Origin of the sequence: Cyanobium sp. L1E-Cus, assembly GCF_024345755.1 — a bacterium.
In the GTDB taxonomy this organism is placed as follows: domain Bacteria; phylum Cyanobacteriota; class Cyanobacteriia; order PCC-6307; family Cyanobiaceae; genus Cyanobium_A; species Cyanobium_A usitatum.
This window is the reverse complement of record NZ_JAGQBS010000002.1, coordinates 112,462-131,333: the sequence shown is the minus strand read 5'-3', so window position 1 is coordinate 131,333 and position 18,872 is coordinate 112,462. Positions and strand designations below refer to the sequence as shown.

Here is an 18,872-nt window from a genome sequence, read left to right as displayed (position 1 = left end):
CTTAAGTTTTCGAAACTCTGACGATCACCCAGACCTCGCCCATGCCCACTCGCTTCGTTTTGAGCGGCGATCACCCCCTAGATGGCAGCCATGGCCGAGATTTGTTGCGCTCCTACATGCGCGACATCAGCAGGGTGCCGTTGTTGAGCGCCGAGCAGGAGATCACCCTTGGGCGCCAAGTTCAACAACTGGTCGCACTCGATGAGGTTCGCGAGGAGCTCACCTTGAGGGCTGGCGGGGTTGCCCCTAATGACCAAGAGTTTGCTGTTGCTGCCGATCTGGAAAAAGATGAGCTTCAAGCCAGGATCCGAGATGGCAGGCAGGCCAAGGAAAGAATGGTGTCGGCGAATCTGCGCTTGGTGGTGTCAATCGCCAAGAACTACACCAACAGCAGCTTTGAGCTTGCAGATCTGATCCAGGAAGGCACGATTGGCCTGGTGCGAGGCGTGGAAAAATTTGATCCCAGTCGTGGATATAAGTTTTCTACCTACGCCTACTGGTGGATACGGGAGGGGATCACTCAAGCAATCAAGAACAAGAGCCGCACGATTCGCCTACCAGCACCAATAACGGCCGCCCTCAGCAAGCTCAAACGCTGTCAGCGAGAGCTTACCCAGCTATTAGGCCGTCCGCCCAGGCTTCATGAGCTTGCTTCAGCCGTAGGCATGTCTGAACTGGACGTAGAGGAGCTGATGTTTCGAGCCGTTCAGCCGCTCAGCTGCGATTACACCACAGCCGAAGGGGAAGCCATCAATCTGCTTGACAAAGTAGCCTGCGACGGGGTTCAGCCAGATCAATTAGCCCTAGAAAATTGCCTCAAGAGCAATATCCGTAAGTTGCTGGATCAGCTGCCTGAACAGGAAGCCCAATTACTGAAGATGCGTTACGGCATCGACCAGGAGACGGCTTTGAGCTTGTCAGCGGTGGCCCGCGAACTTGGTATCAGCCGTGATACTGCCCGCGGTCTAGAGCGTCGGGCTGTTGCTTCTATGCGTGATTTATCAGGGCAGGTTTCCGACTACCTATCCGCCTAGGTAGGCAGCTCGCCATCTCATCCTGGGGCGTTTTGGTGGCTAGTTAAGCCGGGCCGCTTGATCCATCTGGCGGCGACGCTGCTCAGCCAGGGCATGGGCTAACCCCTGATGCTGCTGTAATTCCGGATCAGCGGCTGTGATCATGCGGGCTACGTCGCGGGCTTCTTCGAGCACAGTTCCATCTTCGGTGAGACTCGCTAGTGCCAAATCAGGCAAGCCGCTCTGGCGTGTACCTAATACCTGGCCTGGCCCCCGCAGGCGCAGATCCATCTCGGCTATTTCAAAGCCATCGCTGGTGCGCACCAGCACCTCAAGCCGCTGGCGGGCCAGCACGTTGCTGCTGTCGTTGATCAACAGGCAGTAGGAGGAGGCAGCTCCCCGCCCCACTCGACCCCGCAGCTGGTGCAACTGGGCAAGGCCGAAGCGTTCAGCATGTTCAATCACCATCACGCTGGCCTCCGGCACATCAACCCCCACCTCCACGACCGTGGTGCTTACAAGCACCTGGGTTTGTCCGCTGGCGAAGGCGCCGATGGCAGCCTGCTTCTCAGCGCTGCTTAGCCGGCCATGCAATAGCCCCACCGCTAAATCCGGAAACTCCTCCTCACTTAGCTGGCGGTGCACCTCCACAGCCGAGCGCAGCTCGAGCTTCTCCGACTCCTCCACCAGCGGCAACACCACATAGGCCCGCTGCCCAAGGGCCACTTGCTCGCGGATCAGCTCATAGCCCCGCTGGCGCTGACTGCCTTTGATCATGCTGGTGCTGATTGGCTGGCGTCCCGGGGGTAATTCGTCGATCTGGCTGACATCCAGATCGCCATGAAGAGACAGAGCCAGGGTGCGAGGAATTGGTGTAGCCGTCATCGTCAGCAGATGGGGCTGCAGCCCTTTGGCCAGTAAGCGATTGCGCTGGCGCACCCCAAAGCGGTGCTGTTCATCAACGACAACCAAACCAAGCCGATCGAACAGCACTGGGTCCTCCAGCAGGGCGTGGGTACCCACCAGCAGTTGCAGCTGACCGTTGACTAGATCCTGCAGCAGCTGGCGCCGTCGCGGAGCTGGGGTGGAGCCAGTGAGAAGAGCTGAAGTGACGTGCAACTGGGGCAGCCATTCAGCCAGCTTGCGGTAGTGCTGTTCGGCCAGCACCTCGGTAGGGGCCATCAGAGCCCCTTGGCAGCCCGCCTCGATCGCAGTGAGTAGGGACGCCAGGGCAACAACGGTTTTGCCACTGCCCACATCCCCTTGCACCAAACGGGCCATGGGCTGGGGGCGGGCCAGATCGGCGCGGATCTCAGCCAGCACCCTTTGCTGGGCACCGGTAAGGCCAAACGGCAGGATGGTCAGAAATTTCTGCACCAGGCCCTCGCCACCAGGGGGCAAAGCCAGGGGTGGAGCAGGTCTCAGGCTCAGTTGGCGGCGCCGTCGGGCCAGGCCCAACTGCAGCAGCAAAAACTCATCAAAAACCAAGCGGCGGCGGCTTGCCTGCAGCTGCTCCTGGCTGCTGGGCCCATGGATCTGGGTAAGCGCTTCGGAGCGGCCCATCAGCTTCTGGCTGCGACGCAGGGCCTCAGGCAGGGGATCTGGCCAGCTACTAACTAAGGGAATCACGGCTTCGACCACCTGGCGCAGCCGGTCTGCACCCAATCCTTCAGTGAGGCCGTAGACAGGCAGGAGCCTGCCGATCGTTTCGGAGCGCACCGGTGACTGGGGCGACTCCAATACCTCCATCAACGGATCCTGAAACGCCGGCCCATAGGGGGTTTCCTTGACCAGACCACTGACCGCGACGGTGGCTCCAACTGGAAAAAGGCGTTGCTGGGATTTCAGCCAACCAGGACTGGAAAAGCGCTGCCCGGCAAAAAAGCGAGTCACCTTGATCCGCCCAGTGCAATCGACTAGGTGAAGTTCGAGAATCGAAAGATTGGGATTGCGCGGGCTGGCAAAGGCATGGCTGCGGCGCACCGTTGCCACAATCGTTGCGGTGGTTCCCGGTTTGAGCCCGTTGACCCGCACGAGATTGGCGTAGTCGAGATACTCACGCGGGTAGTAGTGCACCAGGTCGCGCACCAGCAGTAAGCCGAGCTGGGCTAAACAGCTGGCGGTCTTGGGGCCAACCCCGCGAACTTCCGAGAGGGGCGTATCGGCGTTGAGGCTGGCTGAATTGGGGGCCTTGCCGGCGACTGTTGAGTTTGATATCAGCCGCAGCCGGGGTGGCGCCACCGCCAGCACTGGCTGCTGGGCCTGGCGTAGGGCATGCAGCCTTTCCCTAGCCGTTCGCACAAGGCTCTGGCGCCTGGCTAGAGGCAACTCGCCATAGGACTGAAAACCAGCTGAAAGATCAAGTAAGCGCTGCAGGGCTTCGGCAGGCAGATCCTGCGGCCGCAGTTGCAATTGCTGCACCACAAAGCTGCTGAAGCAGGTTTGACGGCCCTTTAGGTCGATAAATCCCCGGTCGGCCTCCACCTGCAGGGCTTGCTGCAGAGCCCGCAGCCAGGCCTCTAGTCCGGGCAGCTCGGCAGGCTCTGGGCTGGGTTGATGTCCTGCAGCCACAGCTGTTCCGCCTCTAATGCCTGAGCCCGCCGACTAAGACGGCGATAGTGCTGTGCCATTCTGCGCACCTCCTGCCGGTGCTGCTGGATCCGGGTTCGACAGGTGTGCAATTTGGGCAGGGAATGCTCCAGGTCAGCAGGCCGGAGCAGCACCGCTATAGCTTCAAGGCGACCGGCTGCAGGCTCCGGGCCGAAGGGCAAAGGCAAGCGCAGCAGATTCGCTGGAGCTTCAAGGCTCTCCAGTTGCGCTGCAAGAGCAGCATCAAGCAGGCTGACAGGCAACAAGGTTGTGGTTATCCCAAGTCGCATTAGCTCAACGTTGAGAGCGTGGGAGAGATTGCGCAGACGGCGGCTGAGAGCCTGCTCAAAGCCGGCGATCCAGGCGAGCAGCAGCGCAGGGTCTGAAGGTAGGCGCCCTCCGTCCCATGGCGTAGGAGTCCGGTTGGACGGCTCCACCAACCAATCGCTGAAGGCTTCCGCCATGGCCCGCATCGTCACCTCACGGTCTTGCTGGCCATCTACCTCTTCAAGTTGCTCGTCCACTTCCTCGATCTCAGCCCCTGGGTGATTGCTATTGGGCTCCGCCAGCTCAACCGAGCGGCGGAGGGTGAAGCTGGAGGGGCTGAGAAAGTCAGCTCCAATCGGAAGGGCCATCCCAAGGTTTATTGATCCCCTTGCTGGAGTCTCCTCTAGCTGGTCGTGCTCCTCTGATTCAGAGTCGTCCCCTCCCAGGGCCGCCAGCAGCCTGCTGCGCTGGCGGCTGCGTTGCTTGTTGTGTTCTCTGGCTATCTGAGCGGCTAGGTGGGCGGTCTGCTCAACTGTGAGCAAGCTGCTAGCCCTCTGCACCAGGTTGCGGATGCGCCGATGCAGCACCCGGCGCTTGTTGCCATCCAGATCGCTGTAACGATCAGGATGCACTTGGGTCGCAACATGAAAACAAGCCTGTTGAACACTGTTCAACAGGCCGTCTCTGAGCACCTGGAGATAGAGAGCCAAGTGGCGATAGAGCTGGGGGTTGGAGGCCCCCAGCTGGGATTCCAGATCCTCAAGCTGCTGATGGGCAGCCTCCAATGGGGTCACTAGCTTGCTGATCAGGCCGTCTGGCTCATGGCTGCCACTTCGGCCGCGAAATCAGATTTCTCCACCTCAATGCCCTCACCAAGTGTGAAGCGGGTGAAGCGACGCACCTGGATGTTTTCGCCTACCTTGCCGGCCACCTGCTTCACCATCTCCGCCACGGTGACAGCGCTGTCTTTGATGAAAGGCTGATCTAGCAGGGCTAGTTCCTTGAGGCGCTTGCCAATTCGGCCCTCAACGATCTTGACCTTCATCTGCTCTGGTTTGCCCTCGAGATCATCACGACCCATCTCGATGGACTTTTCGCGCTCAGAAATCTCAGCAGGAATCTGATCGGTGCTTACGTATTCCACACCAGGACAGGCAGCGATCTGCATGGCCACATTGCGCAGCAATTCCTGGAAGACGTCGCCACGGGCAACGAAGTCGGTTTCGCAGTTGACCTCCACCAGCACGCCCACACGAGCGCCAGTGTGGATGTAGCTGCCCACGGCACCTTCAGCGGCGGTGCGTCCAGCCTTTTTCTCAGCGGTCGCAATGCCCTTCTGGCGCAGCCATTCGGTGGCTTTGGTGGCATCACCACCACATTCAGAAAGCGCCTTCTTGCAGTCCATCATTCCTGCGCCGGTTTTATCGCGCAGTTCTTTAACCAGCTTTGCCGAAATCTCAGCCATGGGTTGGTATGGGGTACGGGTTACTAAGTTGTGAACGATAAGAGGGAAGGGGATCAGCCCTCGTCGTCACGGCCCTGATCTTGAGCTCCGTGGCGGCCTTCGTTGATGGCATCGGCAAGGCGGCCAAGTACCAGCTGCACGGAACGAACGGCGTCGTCGTTGCAGGGGATTGGCACGTCGCAGAGGTCGGGATCGCAGTTGGTGTCGAGCATGGACACCAAGGGAATATCAAGCTTGCGAGCTTCGAGCACGGCGTTGGTTTCACGGCGCTGATCGACCAGCACGACAACGTCGGGCAGGCGGCGCATGTTCTTCAAACCACCCAGATACTTCTGCAGGCGCTCCAGTTCACGGCGCAGCACAGCTGCTTCCTTCTTAGGACGCATAGCGATGGCGCCAGAACTTTCCATGCGCTCCAGATCCTTGAGCCGATCGATGCGAGCACGCATCGTGGTCCAGTTGGTGAGCATGCCGCCAAGCCAGCGCTGATTGACATAGGAGGCGCCGCAACGGGTGGCCTCCAGGGCAATCACTTCAGAAGCCTGCTTCTTGGTGCCAACGAACAGAAAGCGCTTGCCACTGCGGGCCGCACTGCGAGTCCACTTGTAGGCGTTGTTCATGCAGACGGCGGTCTGCACCAGATCAATGATGTGAACCCCGTTGCGCGCGCAATAGATGTAGCGCGACATCTTGGGATTCCACCGGCGCGTTTGGTGCCCAAAGTGGGCACCTGCCTCCATCATCTCGGCAAGAGTTACAACAGCCATAATTTGGGGTTGGGGTTTCGGGTTTGCCTCCACCTGCCAGGGATCCAGAACAACCCGTACGACCAGAAGGGCCGACGGGCATTGCTGCTCGGATCACCCGAAACACGCAGGTGTGCGGTGTGATTTGTACTTAGGCACCCTATCAAATAGGGCTATGGGCTGGACCTGAGCCCTTGAGTGCTTTGGCTTCTGCAAACAGGGCCCGCACTCCCAGGCGGTTGAGCGGCACTCGCAACAGCTCCATGGCCACACCGGGATGGCCGCGGCGGATCAACCAGGCCAGCAGAGGCCGCAGGCTGCGTTCATTGAGCAGGCCGCCCAGGGTGAGCGCCTCCCAGAGCAGGCGATGCAGCCAAGTGAACTGAATGATCAGCCGCACCCGCCGGGTTGGATGCTTTCGGTAGAAGACCAGCCCCATTTTTGCTCGCTCCCGCTCCACCCGAATCAAATCGGGGATCTGCTCCAAATTCAGAGCTGGATGCCAGTGATAGCCAACGGCCTCCGGGCAGCGCACCAGGCCAACTCCAAGCCGCCTCAGTCTTTCGCCGAGCTCCAGGTCCTCCCAGCCATACAAACGGAAACGCGTATCAAACAGGCCAGCCTGCTCAAGCAGCTGCCGATCAATCGCCACGTTGCCGGTGGCGAAATAGGCAAAGGAATGATCCTGAAGCTTGTGTGGTTCGCTGCAGGGATCCTGGAAATTGGCGGTGTTTATGACGGCCCCATAGGTGAAACAGAGGCGATTGCCGCGCCGCTGCCACTCGCGCTCTAGTGCTACAGCGTGGCAACGCAGAAAGCTGGGGGTGACCACCAAGTCGCTGTCTATGAAAACGACCACGTCGCCGCGGGCTGCCTCCACACCCCGATTGCGGCCCTGAGCCGGCCCACCGTGTTCCTGCTCGATCAGTCGCAGGTGCGGCAGCTGCAGGCTGTGCTGCCGCAGCCAACTAACGGTGGCATCGGTTGAGCCATCGTCGACGAGTACAACCTCATAGCCCGTGATCTCCGCTGCAGGATCCTGGGCCTCAAGGGCCAGCAGGCACTTCTGCAGGATCGGCAGGCGGTTGTAGGTGGGGATGACGACGCTGAGGAACATCGGAGTCGCCGCGAGGGTCTAAACAGCAAAAAGGGGATCCTTCCGGATCCCCTCAGCGATGCAAGGGCTGCACTGATCAGTCGGCGGCGCCACCGTTGTTGGCTGTGCCGGTCACACCATTGCCGGCGCCTTCACCGCGGCCGTCGTTGCGCAGCTTGCGCTTCTTGAATTTGCGCGCGTAGGAGCGATTCCGCTCTTGCTTTTCCTTCTTGAGATTCCTGCGCTTAGCCATGCGAGCGGCGTGTTGGAGAGATGCGATCCTCCACCTTACTCAATTGCGAAGGCGCCGTTGCTCAACTGACCGTCCTCCATCTGTACAAGACGGTCTGCCACATCAAGAATCCGAGGGTCGTGGGTCACCATCAACACACCGCAACCCTGGTCCTTGGCTAGCCCCTTAAGCAGCTCGACCACCTCACGACCGGTACGGGAGTCAAGAGATGCCGTGGGCTCATCGGCCAATAGGAGCTGGGGCCTGGCGGCTAGAGCCCGGGCGATCGAGACCCTTTGCTTCTGCCCGCCGGAGAGATCATGGGGCAGCTTGCCGAAATGGTCGCTCAGCCCCACGACCCGCAACCATTCCCGAGATCTATCCCTACGGGCTCGATAACTGAGACCTTTCAGCAGGTCTGCACCCATCTGCACGTTTTGTTCCGCCGTAAGGCACCTGAGCAGATTGTGGCCCTGAATGATCATGCCGATCCTGCGGCGCAACTTGAGCCGGTCGGCGCGGCTTGCTCCCTTGAGCTCTTCACCAAATACCTGTACCGAGCCTTCCTGCACCTGGCGCAGAGCCCCAATCAGTGTCAACAGGGTTGTTTTGCCGCAGCCGGAGGGGCCGGTAAGCAGCACCACTTCACCGGGATCGACGCAAAGGCTGATGTCCTGGAGCACCTGGCGGCGATTGACGCCACTGCCAAATGAATGTCTCAAGCCTTCCAGGCGCACCATCGCAGCCATCAGAAAATCTCCGCGGGGTCGGCGTCACCAAGCCGCCGCATCGCCAGGGTTGCCGAGCCCATACACATCACCAAAATCATGATGAACACCGTCAGTGCCCTGGTCAGATTCATTGATACCGGTAGCTGGGTGGCATTGCGCACTAGTAAATAGAGACCCTGGCCGGCGGCGTAGGCTGGCAGATATCCGAATACAGCCAGAAGTATTCCCTCCCTAGCTACCACTCCAAGCAGGGTGGGGAGCCGGTAGCCCATCGCCATCAAGGTGGCGTATTCCGGCAGATGATCGCTTACGTCCGAATACAAAATCTGGTAGACGATTACACAGCCCACCACGAAACCCATGGCAGCGCCGAGAGTGAAAATGAAACCGATCGAGGTGCTGGATCTCCAGTAGTTCTGCTCAAAGGCGATAAAACCTGTTTTGGTCAGCACGCTGACGTCATCTGGTAGATCCCGCTTCAGCCTCTCAACTACCTCATCGGCATCGGCCCCAGCTCGCAAGCGGATCAGTCCCACCTCAATGCTGCCTGGAGGAGTATTTGGCAGTAGCTGGAGATAGGTCTCCTGGCTGGTGAGCAGATTGCCATCAGCGCCAAAGGAGGTGCCGAGCCCCACCAGTCCGGCAACCCTTACTTTCTTGCCATTGATCTCGCTTTCGACGGTGCGTCCGCCGCGAAACCATTCGGCTACAGGCCCAAACTCTGGCCTGGAGAGCTCATCAAACAGCACTCGGCCCCGATCCTGCAAAAGCTTTGCCTTAGGCGCGAGGCTGGGGTCGGTGAATAGGGGATCGGCAGGTTCAAAGCCCAGGGTGAGGATTGAGCGGGTTGCCTTGGTGTCTGGGTTGCGCCAAAGCAGCAAATTCCAGTGAACCGGAGTAATCCCCTCCACATCTGGATCTGCCATGGCCTGCACAAGACGGCGGCGGGGAAAGCCGGCCATGCTCACCGAGCTGCTGGAACGGGGGCTGATTAACACCAGGTCGGTGTCAAAGAGGCGGTGAATAGTGACGCTCGCATCAAACAGGCCGTCCCTGAAGCCCAGCTGCATAAACATCAAGATGCCGGCGAAGGCGATGCCAGCCAGGGCGACAGCCAGGCGTACGGGCTGGCGAGTCAACAGCAGCCAGGCAAGGGGAATGCGGCGGCCCTGCCAGATACGGCCAAGCATCAGGGCTGCCCAGGCGCCTTGGTGGCAGCGAGGCGCGCAATCACCTTTAAGCCCGTCAGATCACGCACCCGCTGGCTATCAGCAGGTTCTAGGGCCACCCGCACCTCCACAACCCTGGCATCGGCGTCTCCGGTGGGATCGGTCGAAAGCACTGAACGCTGCCGCACCTGGGGACTAATGCGAATCACCTCGCCAGTAAGGGTGCCTTGATAACCACCGTTTTCGCTAATCAAAGAGACGCTCTGGCCAAGGCGCACTCGGTCGATGTCACTTTCGTAGACCTCAACCAAGGCCTGCATGCGGTTGCTGGCGCCGAGTTCAAGTACGCCTGTTTCAGTCGGGCGCTCTCCAACTCGTGCATGGAGTTTGAGCACGGTGCCAGCCATGGGCGCCCGTAGTTCGGTAAGCAGCAACTCAGCTTTGAGTTTCTCGCGTTCAGCCCATGCCTCGTTGCGATCCCCCTGAAGTTTGAGCAGGTCCGTCTCGCGGTTGTCCAGCTCACCGCTAGGTATGGCGCCGGAACGACTCAGCTGGCGGTAGCGACGGACGTCGCGGGTTTGTACAGCCAATCTGATGTCAAGGTTGCGAAGACGAGCCTCGATTAGACGTTGTTGGGCCACAAGGGTCGGAGCTGTGTCAAAGCGAGCCAGCAGCTGGCCACTGCTCACGCGGTCGCCTTCCTCAACCAAAAGCTCGGAAATACGGGGGCTACCGCCAATGCCGCTGATGGGGGCCGCCAGCAAGCGCACATCACCAGCCGGCTCCAGCCGGCCAAGTGCTGCCACCGCTTCCTGATTACTAGGAGTGACGGCAACCACCGGTTCAGTCACTGGGGATGGTCGCTGCTGGCGGACTAGGGCGACAGCCAAAATCAACACCAAGGCCGCTCCGCCGACCCACCAAAGCCGGTTAATTCCCAGCAAGACGCTCTTCACGGTGCTGGCGGATCGTCGAACAACAACTCCTCGATGTAACGATCGGCCCACTCCGGGTTGAAGGCCTTCTCCAGCACCCGGCGAGTCTTGTCGTTTTGTTTCTGTTGCTTGCAATACCGGTGCTGACCCTGCCATCTGGCAAGCGTAGCTGGGTGGGTTGGTGCCTGAGCCTCGCTGGTGGCTATGGCCGACGCCAGCACATCGAGGTAGCCGCTGACCTCATCTAGAAACCCGGCCTCCTCAGCGGCGCTCGTGGGTCTCACAAAGCGAACGTAGGGCGAAAAAATTGACGCCCAGCCCGGCAGCTCCCGTTCCTGTTCAAAGCTGATGCGGGGCATTGCAGCAAGAGCTTCGGCGATAGCAATTGGTAGCTCCCCGCAAACTGGCGACAGGTCGACGATGGCGGCGGAGACCCCGGCCGGGCCGGCCACGATGTCTGCCCCAAAAACAGGTAGGTCGAAGCGGGGATCCGGGAAGAGTACGCAGTGCAAAATCTGCAATCCCGCTCCAAGGCGAGCGGTTTCTAGGTGCAGCTTGCGCAGTCCTAGGCAGCGACGCAGCTCATTGCGTATGAATAGCGATTCGCCATCGAGGCTGCCACTGATGGCTTCGAGATCGGGAGAAACCGCAAACGCTTCCAATTCTGGCAGGCCCTGCCAGAACGTACGAATCCGCGCCGCTAGGGCCTCCATCAGGGGGTGAATCGCGCCGCTTTCGGCGCCAAAGCCCTCGGGGCCAGCGTCGGGACTCTGAGACGAAGCGGGGGCGGAACTCACGACAGGAGGTGCAGCCAGCAGAATGCAGATCCTGCCACGCATCTGAGCCTTGCCCCTGGCCCCATCCCAGCCCCTGCTGCCAGGGCTGGCTAATCCCAGCGACCAACTTCTTGCCAACGGCGCCACCGTGGTCAGCCTGTCCTTGCCCGACTCGCCGCTGGTTTGCCTCGACTTTTGGTGCCGGGCAGGCAGCGTTTTTGAATCTGCCGCAGAAAGCGGAATGGCCCATTTCCTTGAACATATGGTGTTCAAGGGCAGCGAGCGGCTTGGGCCTGGTGAATTCGACCTTCGCATCGAGGCGATGGGTGGCAACAGCAATGCCGCCACCGGCTTCGACGACGTTCACTACCACGTTTTGATCCCACCGGAGGCGGCTGCAGACGCCCTCGACCTACTGCTTGATCTGGTGCTGCATCCCCGCCTCGATGCCGCAGCCTTCGACATGGAGAGGCAGGTGGTGCTCGAGGAGCTGGCCCAAAGCGAAGATCAGCCCGATGAAATCGCTCTGCAGCAGTTACTTCGACTTGGCTGCCCAAAGCATGCCTACGGCGAACCGATCCTGGGCCAGCGCGAACTGCTGCTTGAGCAGACACCCGATGCCATGGCCGCCTTCCATCGGCGTCTTTATGGCGCCAACCGTTGCGTGCTGGCCATGGGCGGCGCCCTCGAACTGGAGACCCTGGCCGAACGCATCGACGCCAGTGGCCTGGCCCAATTGCCGCTGTTGGAGGAGCCCTGCCGCCGACCAGCCCTTTTAGTGCAGCCAGGGGAGCACCGGATCGAAGTGCCGCGGCTCGAATCGGCGCGCCTACTGATGCTCTGGGGTCTGCCTCCCGCCTCTCATTTGCACGACGTGATGGGCGCAGACCTTCTCACAACCGTGCTGGCCGAGGGGCGCCGCAGCCGCTTAGTGGAGAGGCTGCGAGAGCAACTGCGCATCGTGGAAAGCATTGATCTCGATCTGCACGTAATGGAGTTCGGCAGCTTTGCCCTGCTGGAGGCGATCTGCGAAACGGAAGAGCTGGCCTCCGTTCGCAAAGCGATTGATGCGGTCTGGTATGAGCTGTTGCAGGAGGGTATGGCTGAGGCGGAATGGCAGCGAGCCCAGCGGCTGGTGGCCAATGGCTACCGCTTTGGTTTAGAGGCCGCTGGCAGCGTGGCTGGCCTGATAGGCAACAACCGCCTCTGGGGGCGCCACCACAGGTTGGAGCTGCCACTAGAAGAGATTGGTCGCTGGAGTGCGTCCGAATTGCTGCAGCAGGCCGTTCCCCTGCTGGATCCGAGCCGGGCCTGCGTGCTCGAGGCGGTGCCGGCATGACCAGCACCAGCACCCATCCATCCTCTACCAACTGGCAGCACACCAGCCTTCAGGGCGGCCTACCGCTGATCTGGCAGCGCCGGCCTGGACCGGCGATCGTGGCCTGCCGGCTGTGGATACGGGGAGGCAGCAGTCAGGATCTGCCGGGCCAGCGCGGGGCTGGTCAATTGCTGGCGGGCTTGATGACCCGCGGCTGCGGCAACTATGGGCCAGAAGCCTTGGCCGACCTAGTGGAGGGTCGCGGGGCGGCCCTGCGTGCTGAAGCCGCCGAAGACTTCCTGGTGATCAGCCTCAAGTGCGCCAGCAGCGACACGAGCGAGCTGCTGCCCCTGTTGCTGTCAATGGCCAGGCAGCCCTGGCTCAGCCCTGACCAACTCGAGCTAGAGCGGGACCTGAATCTCCAGAGCCTGCAGCGCCAGCGGGAAGATCCGTTCCAGCTAGCCCACGACCAGCTGCGCCACATGCTCTACGGCGATGGGCCCTATGGCCACGATCCCCTCGGTGTAGATGGGGAATTAGCTGCCCTGCACACCGAACAGATAGGGGCGTTGGTGCCTGATCTCGGCCAGAACGGCGCCCTTTTAGTGGCCTGCGGCGATCTGGATGACGAACTACCCCAGCTGCTCAATCCCCTTCTGAATCAGTGCCCTTGGAATACGGCCCCGCCAAGCCCCGGCGCCGGACCGGGAGCAGCATCCGGGCAGGAGCGCTTTGGCTCCTTGGAGCAGGACACTGAGCAATTGGTACTGATGCTGGGTACGGCTACCGTGCCCCTGGGCGATCCGGATGGTCTGGCCCTGAGGCTGCTTCAGGCCCACCTGGGCATGGGCATGTCCAGCCGTCTTTTTGTGACCATGAGGGAGGAGCGGGGCCTGGCCTACGACGTTGGGGTCCACATGCCGGCACGGCGCGGCGCCACGCCCTTTATCTGGCACCTCTCCACTTCCGCTGAGCGAGCAGAGGAGGCCACCACCGCTCTTCTGGAGGAGTGGCAACGAGTACTAGATCAGCCCTTGAGCGTGCCTGAGCTCGCTTTAGCTAAGGCCAAATACCGCGGCCAGGACGCCATGGGGCGCCAGACCTGCGGCCAAATCGCCGATCGTCAGGCGCTGGTGCTGGGCCACGGCCTGGGCTGGAGTTACGTGGAGGACAGCCTGGAGCGGGCTCAGCATCTGGATGCAGGCACCTTGCTGGAGGCAGCTCGCCGCAGGCTTTCTGCTCCCTCCCTCAGCATCTGTGGTCCCGCGCCAGCCCTAGCCGCCGCAGAACTGGCCTGGCAAAGCCACGATCTCAGTTCCTGATAGGCCGTTCCCAGTGCCTGATTAAGGCGCGGCAGCTTGTAGTTGGTCAGCTTCCAGCAAAAAGGTGCCGCGACGAAAGCGAACAGCCAGTTGATTGCGCGCCTTAATGGCCAGCACCTCACCCTGCTCATCGCTGTCCACCAGGTCTGGCGGACGCAACATCGGCATGGGATCAGCTGTTTTCAGGTAGTTAGGCCGGCCCTTCAGCTGCACCGCATCTCCCACGGCAAATGGCAGTGGCCCCACAGCAAAAGGGAGTGGCTCCAACGACTCGGCTCCTAGCGGCTCGTCCATAGCTTCTCTTGATATCTAGAAGTTAGCGGCCCCATTGGCACGACCCCCCAAAATGGGAGCCAGAAACGATGTGATCAGTTGAGGGCCCTAGCCACTTGGAGCGGCGCAATCGCCGGTCTGCTGCTGATCTTGGTAGGCGGGCTGATTCAGGCCGCCGCTCCGCTTCCGGCCGCCAGCGGCGGCTGGAACCTCACGACCCTGCCCATCACCCTGCAGGTGCCTGCACTGCTGCTAACCGCCTTGGTCTGCGGCCCCCGCAGCGGCATGCTCGCAGCAGTTGCTTACCTGAGCCTGGGCCTGTTCCAGCTGCCTGTGTTTCAGGGCGGGGGAGGTGCCGCCTACCTGTTGGATCCTGGCTTTGGTTATCTGGCTGGCTTCATCCCGGCAGCCTGGCTCACCGGCAAGCTCGTGCGCCAGCAGGGCATGGACGACCCGCTGAGTTTGTTTGGCGCCGCAGTGGTCGGGCTGGGAGTCCTGCAGGTCTGCGGCATAGCCAACCTGTTACTGGGAGCACTTGCTGGCCGCTGGGGACCAAATCTTGGAATCCTGCTGTTCAGCTACAGCCTGGCGCCCCTAATACCACAGTTGCTCCTTTGTTGCGCCGTAGCCCTGATGGCCCTGCTGCTGCGCCGTCTGTTGCTGGTGGAGTCATGAGTCGGCTGCGCAATCTCGCCTTCGCCAGCGCTGCCTTGGTGTTGCTGCTGGACCAGCTCAGCAAGGCTCTAGCCGTTGCCAATCTGCCGCTAGGAAGCAATTCAACTTTTCTGCCGGGGCTCCTTTCACTGCAGCTTGTCCGCAACACCGGAGCTGCCTTCAGCCTGTTTAGTGGCAACCCCCAATTACTCGGCCTGGTGAGCCTTCTGGTCTCCATTGGTGTGGCTGTCTGGATTCAGAGGCAGGGTCAGTTGACCCTCACCCGCACCCTTGGGATAGGGCTGCTGCTGGGGGGAGCGCTCGGCAACGGGCTCGATCGCTGGCGTCTTGGCTATGTGGTGGATTTTTTAGCCCTGGTGCCGGTTTCCTTCCCGGTGTTCAACCTGGCCGATGTGGCCATCAACCTGGCGGTACTTTGCTTCGCCATCGAGCTGCTGGGTAACCATGGCCAAGCCGGCGTTTGAAGCCCTAGGCCGCCGTTGGCAGCGGTTCAGCCAGCCCGGGCAAGCCCAACTCCAGGTGCATCTACCGGGCCAAGCCTCGCGCCTGGTGCCCCTGCACCCGGGCATCTACCGCATCGGGCGCGACAAAGACTGCCAAATTTGCGTTGACCATCCGGCGGTCAGCCGCCAGCACGCCCTGCTGGAGCGACGCGGATCCCACTGGTTGCTAAGCGACGACAGCTCAACCAACGGCCTCTGGTGGCAGGGCCGGCGGGTCCAGCAGTTGTTGCTTCGCGACGGCGACAGCCTGCGCTTCGGCCCCAGCCAGGAGGCGGGACTGCCTGAGCTCGATTTTCAGATCCGTCCCCTGCCCCAGCTGCAAAGGTTGCTGCGAGCAACGAGCTTGATGCTTGCGGCGGTGGCCCTAGGCGGCCTTGGCCTGCAGGCCATCTCCGGCCTCCAGGTGCCCATACGCGGCAGCCTCGCCACGGTGAGAGGGCCGCTGGTTCTCTACGACCGGCAGGGCAAAGCAATCGCAACAGCCCAGGCCAAAGAGCATCGGGAGCTCAAAGGCTTGCAGGGCTATCCCCGGGTGTTGATCGATGCCCTGCTTGCCAGTGAGGACAGCCGTTTCTGGTGGCATCCCGGCGTCGACCCGGTTGGTACGGGCCGAGCCCTTGTTACCAACGTGCTCGGAGGACGGGTACTGGAGGGGGGCAGCACTCTCACCCAGCAACTGGCCCGCAGCTTGTACACCGATCAGGTGGGTCAAGGTGAAACCCTGGGCCGTAAGTGGCGTGAGCTGCTGGTGGCGCTACAGCTTGAGGCCCGTTTCAGCAAGCGGGATCTTCTACTGAGCTACCTCAACCGGGTTTATCTAGGTGTTGGCTGGGGTTTTGAGGATGCCTCCCGCCACTATTTCGGTAAGCCCGCCAGCGACCTAAAGCTTGAGGAGGCCGCCCTACTGGTGGGCCTGCTTCCCTCGCCCAATGGCTACGACCCCTGCTTCGATCCCCAGGCGGCCCTGAGCTCTCGCAATGCCGTGCTCAGCAAGATGGGAGATACGGGCCGCATCAGTGCCGATCAGGCCCGCAGCGGCCGCCGTAGCCCAATCCAGCTTTCGTCCCAGGCCTGCCGCAGCAGCACCTCCCTACGCGGAGTCCCCTTTTATTCAGATCAGGTGGGCCGCGACCTCGATCAGCTGGTGGGGGCAGAGGTGGCGGCCGAGGGCAATTTCCTGATCGATACCTATTTGGATCGCCACCTGCAGGAGCAGGTGGAACGGTTGCTGCGTCAACGACTTAGCGATAGCAAGTCACTGGGGGTTGGGGAAGGGGCCGTGGTGGTGCTCGATTCGCGCACAGGCGGCATCCTGGCCCTTGCCGGCGGTCGCGACTACCGCCAGAGCCAGTTCAATCGAGCCACGATGGCCTTGCGCCAGCCAGGCAGCACCTTCAAGCTGATTCCCTATTTGATCGCTCTCGAGCGGGGCGGGAAGCCCAGTGATCCAATCAGCTGCTCACCATTGCGCTGGCGCGGTCAGAGCTTTAGCAGCGGTTGTGGTGGCAATTTGAGCCTGGTATCTGCCTTTGCCATCAGTAGCAACACGGCAGCGCTGCGTCTGGCCCAGCGGGTAGGCCTTGATGCCTTGGTGCAGAAAGCCCGTGATCTTGGCTTCACCAGCCCCCTAGCGGCCGTGCCCGGATTGGCCCTCGGCCAGAGCGAGGTAACCCTGCTGGAGCTCACAGCTGCCTACGCGGCGATCGCCAACGGTGGCGTTTGGCACTCCCCCAGCACAATTCGGCGCCTTACCGATGGAGAGGCATGTAGTGGCCAGTCATCAAGCCAGTGCCGCCAGGCCAACGTGCCTACAACATCCCAGGCGGGACGCCGTGTCAGCAGCGAGGCGACGGCCCGCGCCATGCAGCAGTTGCTGCGGGCTGTGGTGCAGCGGGGTACAGGCCAGATGGCCAGTCTTGGCGGCCAGGAGGGTGGCAAAACCGGCACAACCAATGACAGCCGCGATTTGCTCTTTGTTGGCTATGAACCCCAGCTCCATTGGGTGGTGGGTATCTGGTTGGGTAATGACGACAACAGCCCCAGCCGCGCCAGCAGCGCCTTGGCTGCAGGACTGTGGAGCGAGATCATCCGAGCAGCCAGATCCTGATGCCTGAGTTGTGAGCACCCGCACCCGCCTGTGGATCATCGCCGGCCTGGCTGTGCTGGCCCTGATCGCCGTTGGCGCCTTGCTGCAGGGGGTCAGCAACCTCTACTGGCAACTGAGCTGGTATCTGCCGAGCTGGATCGTTCAGCCGGTGTTTGCCCTTGTGTTCGCTGGCTTCGTGCTCCTGCTAGTGCAACTTGCCTGGCCGTGGCTGCGCACAATTACGGGCAAGGCCAGGCCTGGAGCGGCTGCCAGCTTGCCGCCACCGGGTAACCGCCGAGAAGCAGCTGCCCAAAACCTTGCCGCCATCGATCAAACCCTCGATCGGGTGCGAGATGCGGTGGAGCGGGAAGCCCTGCGTCAAGAGCGGCAGCGCATGCAGGCCGAGCTCGAACGGGGCGATCTCGTGATTGTGCTGTTCGGTACGGGGTCGGCAGGCAAAACCTCTCTGATCCGGGCCCTGCTGCAGGAGCTGGTGGGCAAGGTGGGAGCTGCCATGGGATCCACCAGCGAAACCCAGCGCTATCGCCTGCGGCTGCGCAGCCTGCAGCGAGCCGTGGTTTTAGTTGACACGCCCGGCATCCTCGAAGCAGGTGCTGCTGGCCTGGAGAGGGAGCGACTCGCCCGCGACCAGGCAAGCAAGGCGGACCTGCTCCTACTTGTGGTGGACGGCGACCTGCGCGCCGCCGAGCTTGAGGTTTTTGAGGCCCTAGCTGGTCTTGGAAAGCGGCTGATGCTGGTGCTCAACAAGTGCGATCTGCGCGGCGAGCAGGAGGAGGGGCGCTTGCTGCAGCTACTGCGCCAACGCAGCCGCGACCACATTGCGGCCGAAGACGTGATCCCTGCAAGCGCGGCACCCCAGAGCGTGCCTATGCCAGGGGGGCGTCCTTTACAGCCAGCTGCCGAGGTCGATGCCCTGTTACGCCGCATTGCGGCCGTGCTCCACGCCGATGGGGAAGAACTAATTGCCGACAACCTGCTGTTGCAGTGCCGGCGGCTCAGTGAGGCGAGCCGCTCCCTGCTGACCAGTCAGCGCCGCAGCGACTGCGAGGTAATCGTTGATCGCTACATGTGGATAGGAGCCGGGGTGCTTGCCGTCACACCCCTACCTGGTCTGGACCTGCTCGGTGCCGCAGCTGTAAACGCCCAGATGGTGGTGGAGATCGCCCGTATTTATGGCATCAGCATGAGTCGCCAGAGTGCCCAGGATCTGGCCCTTTCCGTTGGACGCACCATGGCTGGCCTCGGGCTGGTGAAGGGGGGCGTCAGCTTGCTTAGTGCGGCCCTAAGCCTGAACGTACCTGCTCTGGTTATGAGCCGTGCCATTCAGGCGGTCAGCGCTGCCTGGCTCACCCGGGTTGCGGGGCTGAGCTTCATCACCTACTTCGAGCGAGACCAAGACTGGGGCGACGGGGGTGTGCAGGAGGTTGTGCAGCAGCAGTACGACCTCAGCCGACGCGACGGGGCCATGAGTCGCTTCCTTAAAGCCGCCTTCAGCCGGGTGGTGCAGCCGCTGCAGGCAAAGCAGCGGAGTTTGCCGCCAAGGCCTGGGTCCGACTGATCGGCAGCTCGCCCATGGCCTCCGGTGGTGGTGGCTGCAGTGGCCCCCGGCTATCAAGCACCACGATCATGGCCAAATAAAGAATGCCGATTAATAC

Annotated in this window: 18 protein-coding genes; 7 read left to right on the top strand and 11 right to left on the bottom strand. The window is 61.6% G+C overall.

Annotated features, from left to right (window positions below; all coding sequences use genetic code 11):
• Window positions 1-41: 41 nt before the first annotated feature.
• On the top strand, window positions 42-1,034 hold the full coding sequence (locus tag KBZ22_RS00730; RefSeq protein WP_254941075.1) for a sigma-70 family RNA polymerase sigma factor: 993 nt from the start codon (window positions 42-44) through the stop codon (window positions 1,032-1,034).
• Between the two features lie 39 nt (window positions 1,035-1,073).
• On the opposite strand, the gene recG is transcribed toward KBZ22_RS00730, so the two are convergent.
• The 10 genes from recG to KBZ22_RS00680 form a co-directional block, all read right to left on the bottom strand.
• Window positions 1,074-3,584 carry an ATP-dependent DNA helicase RecG gene (gene recG / locus KBZ22_RS00725; RefSeq protein WP_255020664.1) on the bottom strand — a complete coding sequence of 837 codons (2,511 nt, stop codon included), beginning with the start codon at window positions 3,582-3,584 and terminating at the stop codon, window positions 1,074-1,076.
• Window positions 3,533-4,663, bottom strand: a complete 1,131-nt coding sequence (locus KBZ22_RS00720; RefSeq protein WP_255020663.1) for a hypothetical protein — start codon at window positions 4,661-4,663, stop codon at window positions 3,533-3,535. Before KBZ22_RS00720 ends, recG begins: the two co-directional genes overlap by 52 nt.
• A gap of 11 nt (window positions 4,664-4,674) precedes the next feature.
• Window positions 4,675-5,334 (bottom strand): translation elongation factor Ts, encoded by a 660-nt coding sequence (tsf, locus tag KBZ22_RS00715; protein WP_106501824.1) that lies wholly within the window; start codon window positions 5,332-5,334, stop codon window positions 4,675-4,677.
• A gap of 53 nt (window positions 5,335-5,387) precedes the next feature.
• Entirely contained in the window at window positions 5,388-6,101 is a 714-nt protein-coding gene (gene rpsB, locus KBZ22_RS00710; RefSeq protein WP_094559589.1) for a 30S ribosomal protein S2, read from the bottom strand.
• A gap of 142 nt (window positions 6,102-6,243) precedes the next feature.
• Window positions 6,244-7,197, bottom strand: a complete 954-nt coding sequence (locus tag KBZ22_RS00705) for a glycosyltransferase family 2 protein (protein ID WP_255020662.1) — start codon at window positions 7,195-7,197, stop codon at window positions 6,244-6,246.
• Between the two features lie 76 nt (window positions 7,198-7,273).
• Window positions 7,274-7,429, bottom strand: coding sequence for a hypothetical protein (locus KBZ22_RS00700; protein WP_011129965.1), 156 nt, complete (start codon window positions 7,427-7,429; stop codon window positions 7,274-7,276).
• A gap of 35 nt (window positions 7,430-7,464) precedes the next feature.
• Window positions 7,465-8,157, bottom strand: a complete 693-nt coding sequence (locus KBZ22_RS00695) for a DevA family ABC transporter ATP-binding protein (protein ID WP_255020661.1) — start codon at window positions 8,155-8,157, stop codon at window positions 7,465-7,467.
• Complete coding sequence (gene devC, locus KBZ22_RS00690) at window positions 8,157-9,329, bottom strand: ABC transporter permease DevC (protein ID WP_255020660.1); 1,173 nt, start codon at window positions 9,327-9,329, stop codon at window positions 8,157-8,159. Before devC ends, KBZ22_RS00695 begins: the two co-directional genes overlap by 1 nt.
• Entirely contained in the window at window positions 9,329-10,264 is a 936-nt protein-coding gene (locus tag KBZ22_RS00685; protein ID WP_255020659.1) for an HlyD family efflux transporter periplasmic adaptor subunit, read from the bottom strand. The genes devC and KBZ22_RS00685 overlap by 1 nt, the downstream gene beginning before the upstream one ends.
• A complete protein-coding gene (locus KBZ22_RS00680; RefSeq protein WP_396111412.1) occupies window positions 10,261-11,040 on the bottom strand; it encodes a phycocyanobilin:ferredoxin oxidoreductase in 780 nt (259 codons plus the stop codon). The genes KBZ22_RS00685 and KBZ22_RS00680 overlap by 4 nt, the downstream gene beginning before the upstream one ends.
• 49 nt (window positions 11,041-11,089) lie before the next feature.
• Between KBZ22_RS00680 and KBZ22_RS00675 the strand changes: the two genes are divergently transcribed.
• A complete protein-coding gene (locus tag KBZ22_RS00675; protein ID WP_254941083.1) occupies window positions 11,090-12,358 on the top strand; it encodes a pitrilysin family protein in 1,269 nt (422 codons plus the stop codon).
• Window positions 12,355-13,659, top strand: a complete 1,305-nt coding sequence (locus KBZ22_RS00670; protein WP_255020658.1) for a pitrilysin family protein — start codon at window positions 12,355-12,357, stop codon at window positions 13,657-13,659. Before KBZ22_RS00675 ends, KBZ22_RS00670 begins: the two co-directional genes overlap by 4 nt.
• Window positions 13,660-13,680: 21 nt before the next feature.
• On the opposite strand, the gene KBZ22_RS00665 is transcribed toward KBZ22_RS00670, so the two are convergent.
• On the bottom strand, window positions 13,681-13,905 hold the full coding sequence (locus KBZ22_RS00665; protein ID WP_315858585.1) for an NAD(P)H dehydrogenase assembly family protein: 225 nt from the start codon (window positions 13,903-13,905) through the stop codon (window positions 13,681-13,683).
• Window positions 13,906-14,031: 126 nt separating this feature from the next.
• On the opposite strand from KBZ22_RS00665, the gene KBZ22_RS00660 reads away from it, so the two are divergent.
• From KBZ22_RS00660 to KBZ22_RS00645, 4 genes are read left to right on the top strand one after another with little or no spacing between them, the layout of a single operon-like run.
• Window positions 14,032-14,607 (top strand): biotin transporter BioY, encoded by a 576-nt coding sequence (locus KBZ22_RS00660; protein ID WP_254941086.1) that lies wholly within the window; start codon window positions 14,032-14,034, stop codon window positions 14,605-14,607.
• Window positions 14,604-15,071 carry a signal peptidase II gene (gene lspA / locus KBZ22_RS00655; protein WP_255020657.1) on the top strand — a complete coding sequence of 156 codons (468 nt, stop codon included), beginning with the start codon at window positions 14,604-14,606 and terminating at the stop codon, window positions 15,069-15,071. Before KBZ22_RS00660 ends, lspA begins: the two co-directional genes overlap by 4 nt.
• Complete coding sequence (locus KBZ22_RS00650; protein WP_255020656.1) at window positions 15,052-17,217, top strand: transglycosylase domain-containing protein; 2,166 nt, start codon at window positions 15,052-15,054, stop codon at window positions 17,215-17,217. The genes lspA and KBZ22_RS00650 overlap by 20 nt, the downstream gene beginning before the upstream one ends.
• 10 nt (window positions 17,218-17,227) lie before the next feature.
• Entirely contained in the window at window positions 17,228-18,775 is a 1,548-nt protein-coding gene (locus KBZ22_RS00645; RefSeq protein ID WP_255020655.1) for a DUF697 domain-containing protein, read from the top strand.
• Window positions 18,776-18,872: the final 97 nt, after the last annotated feature.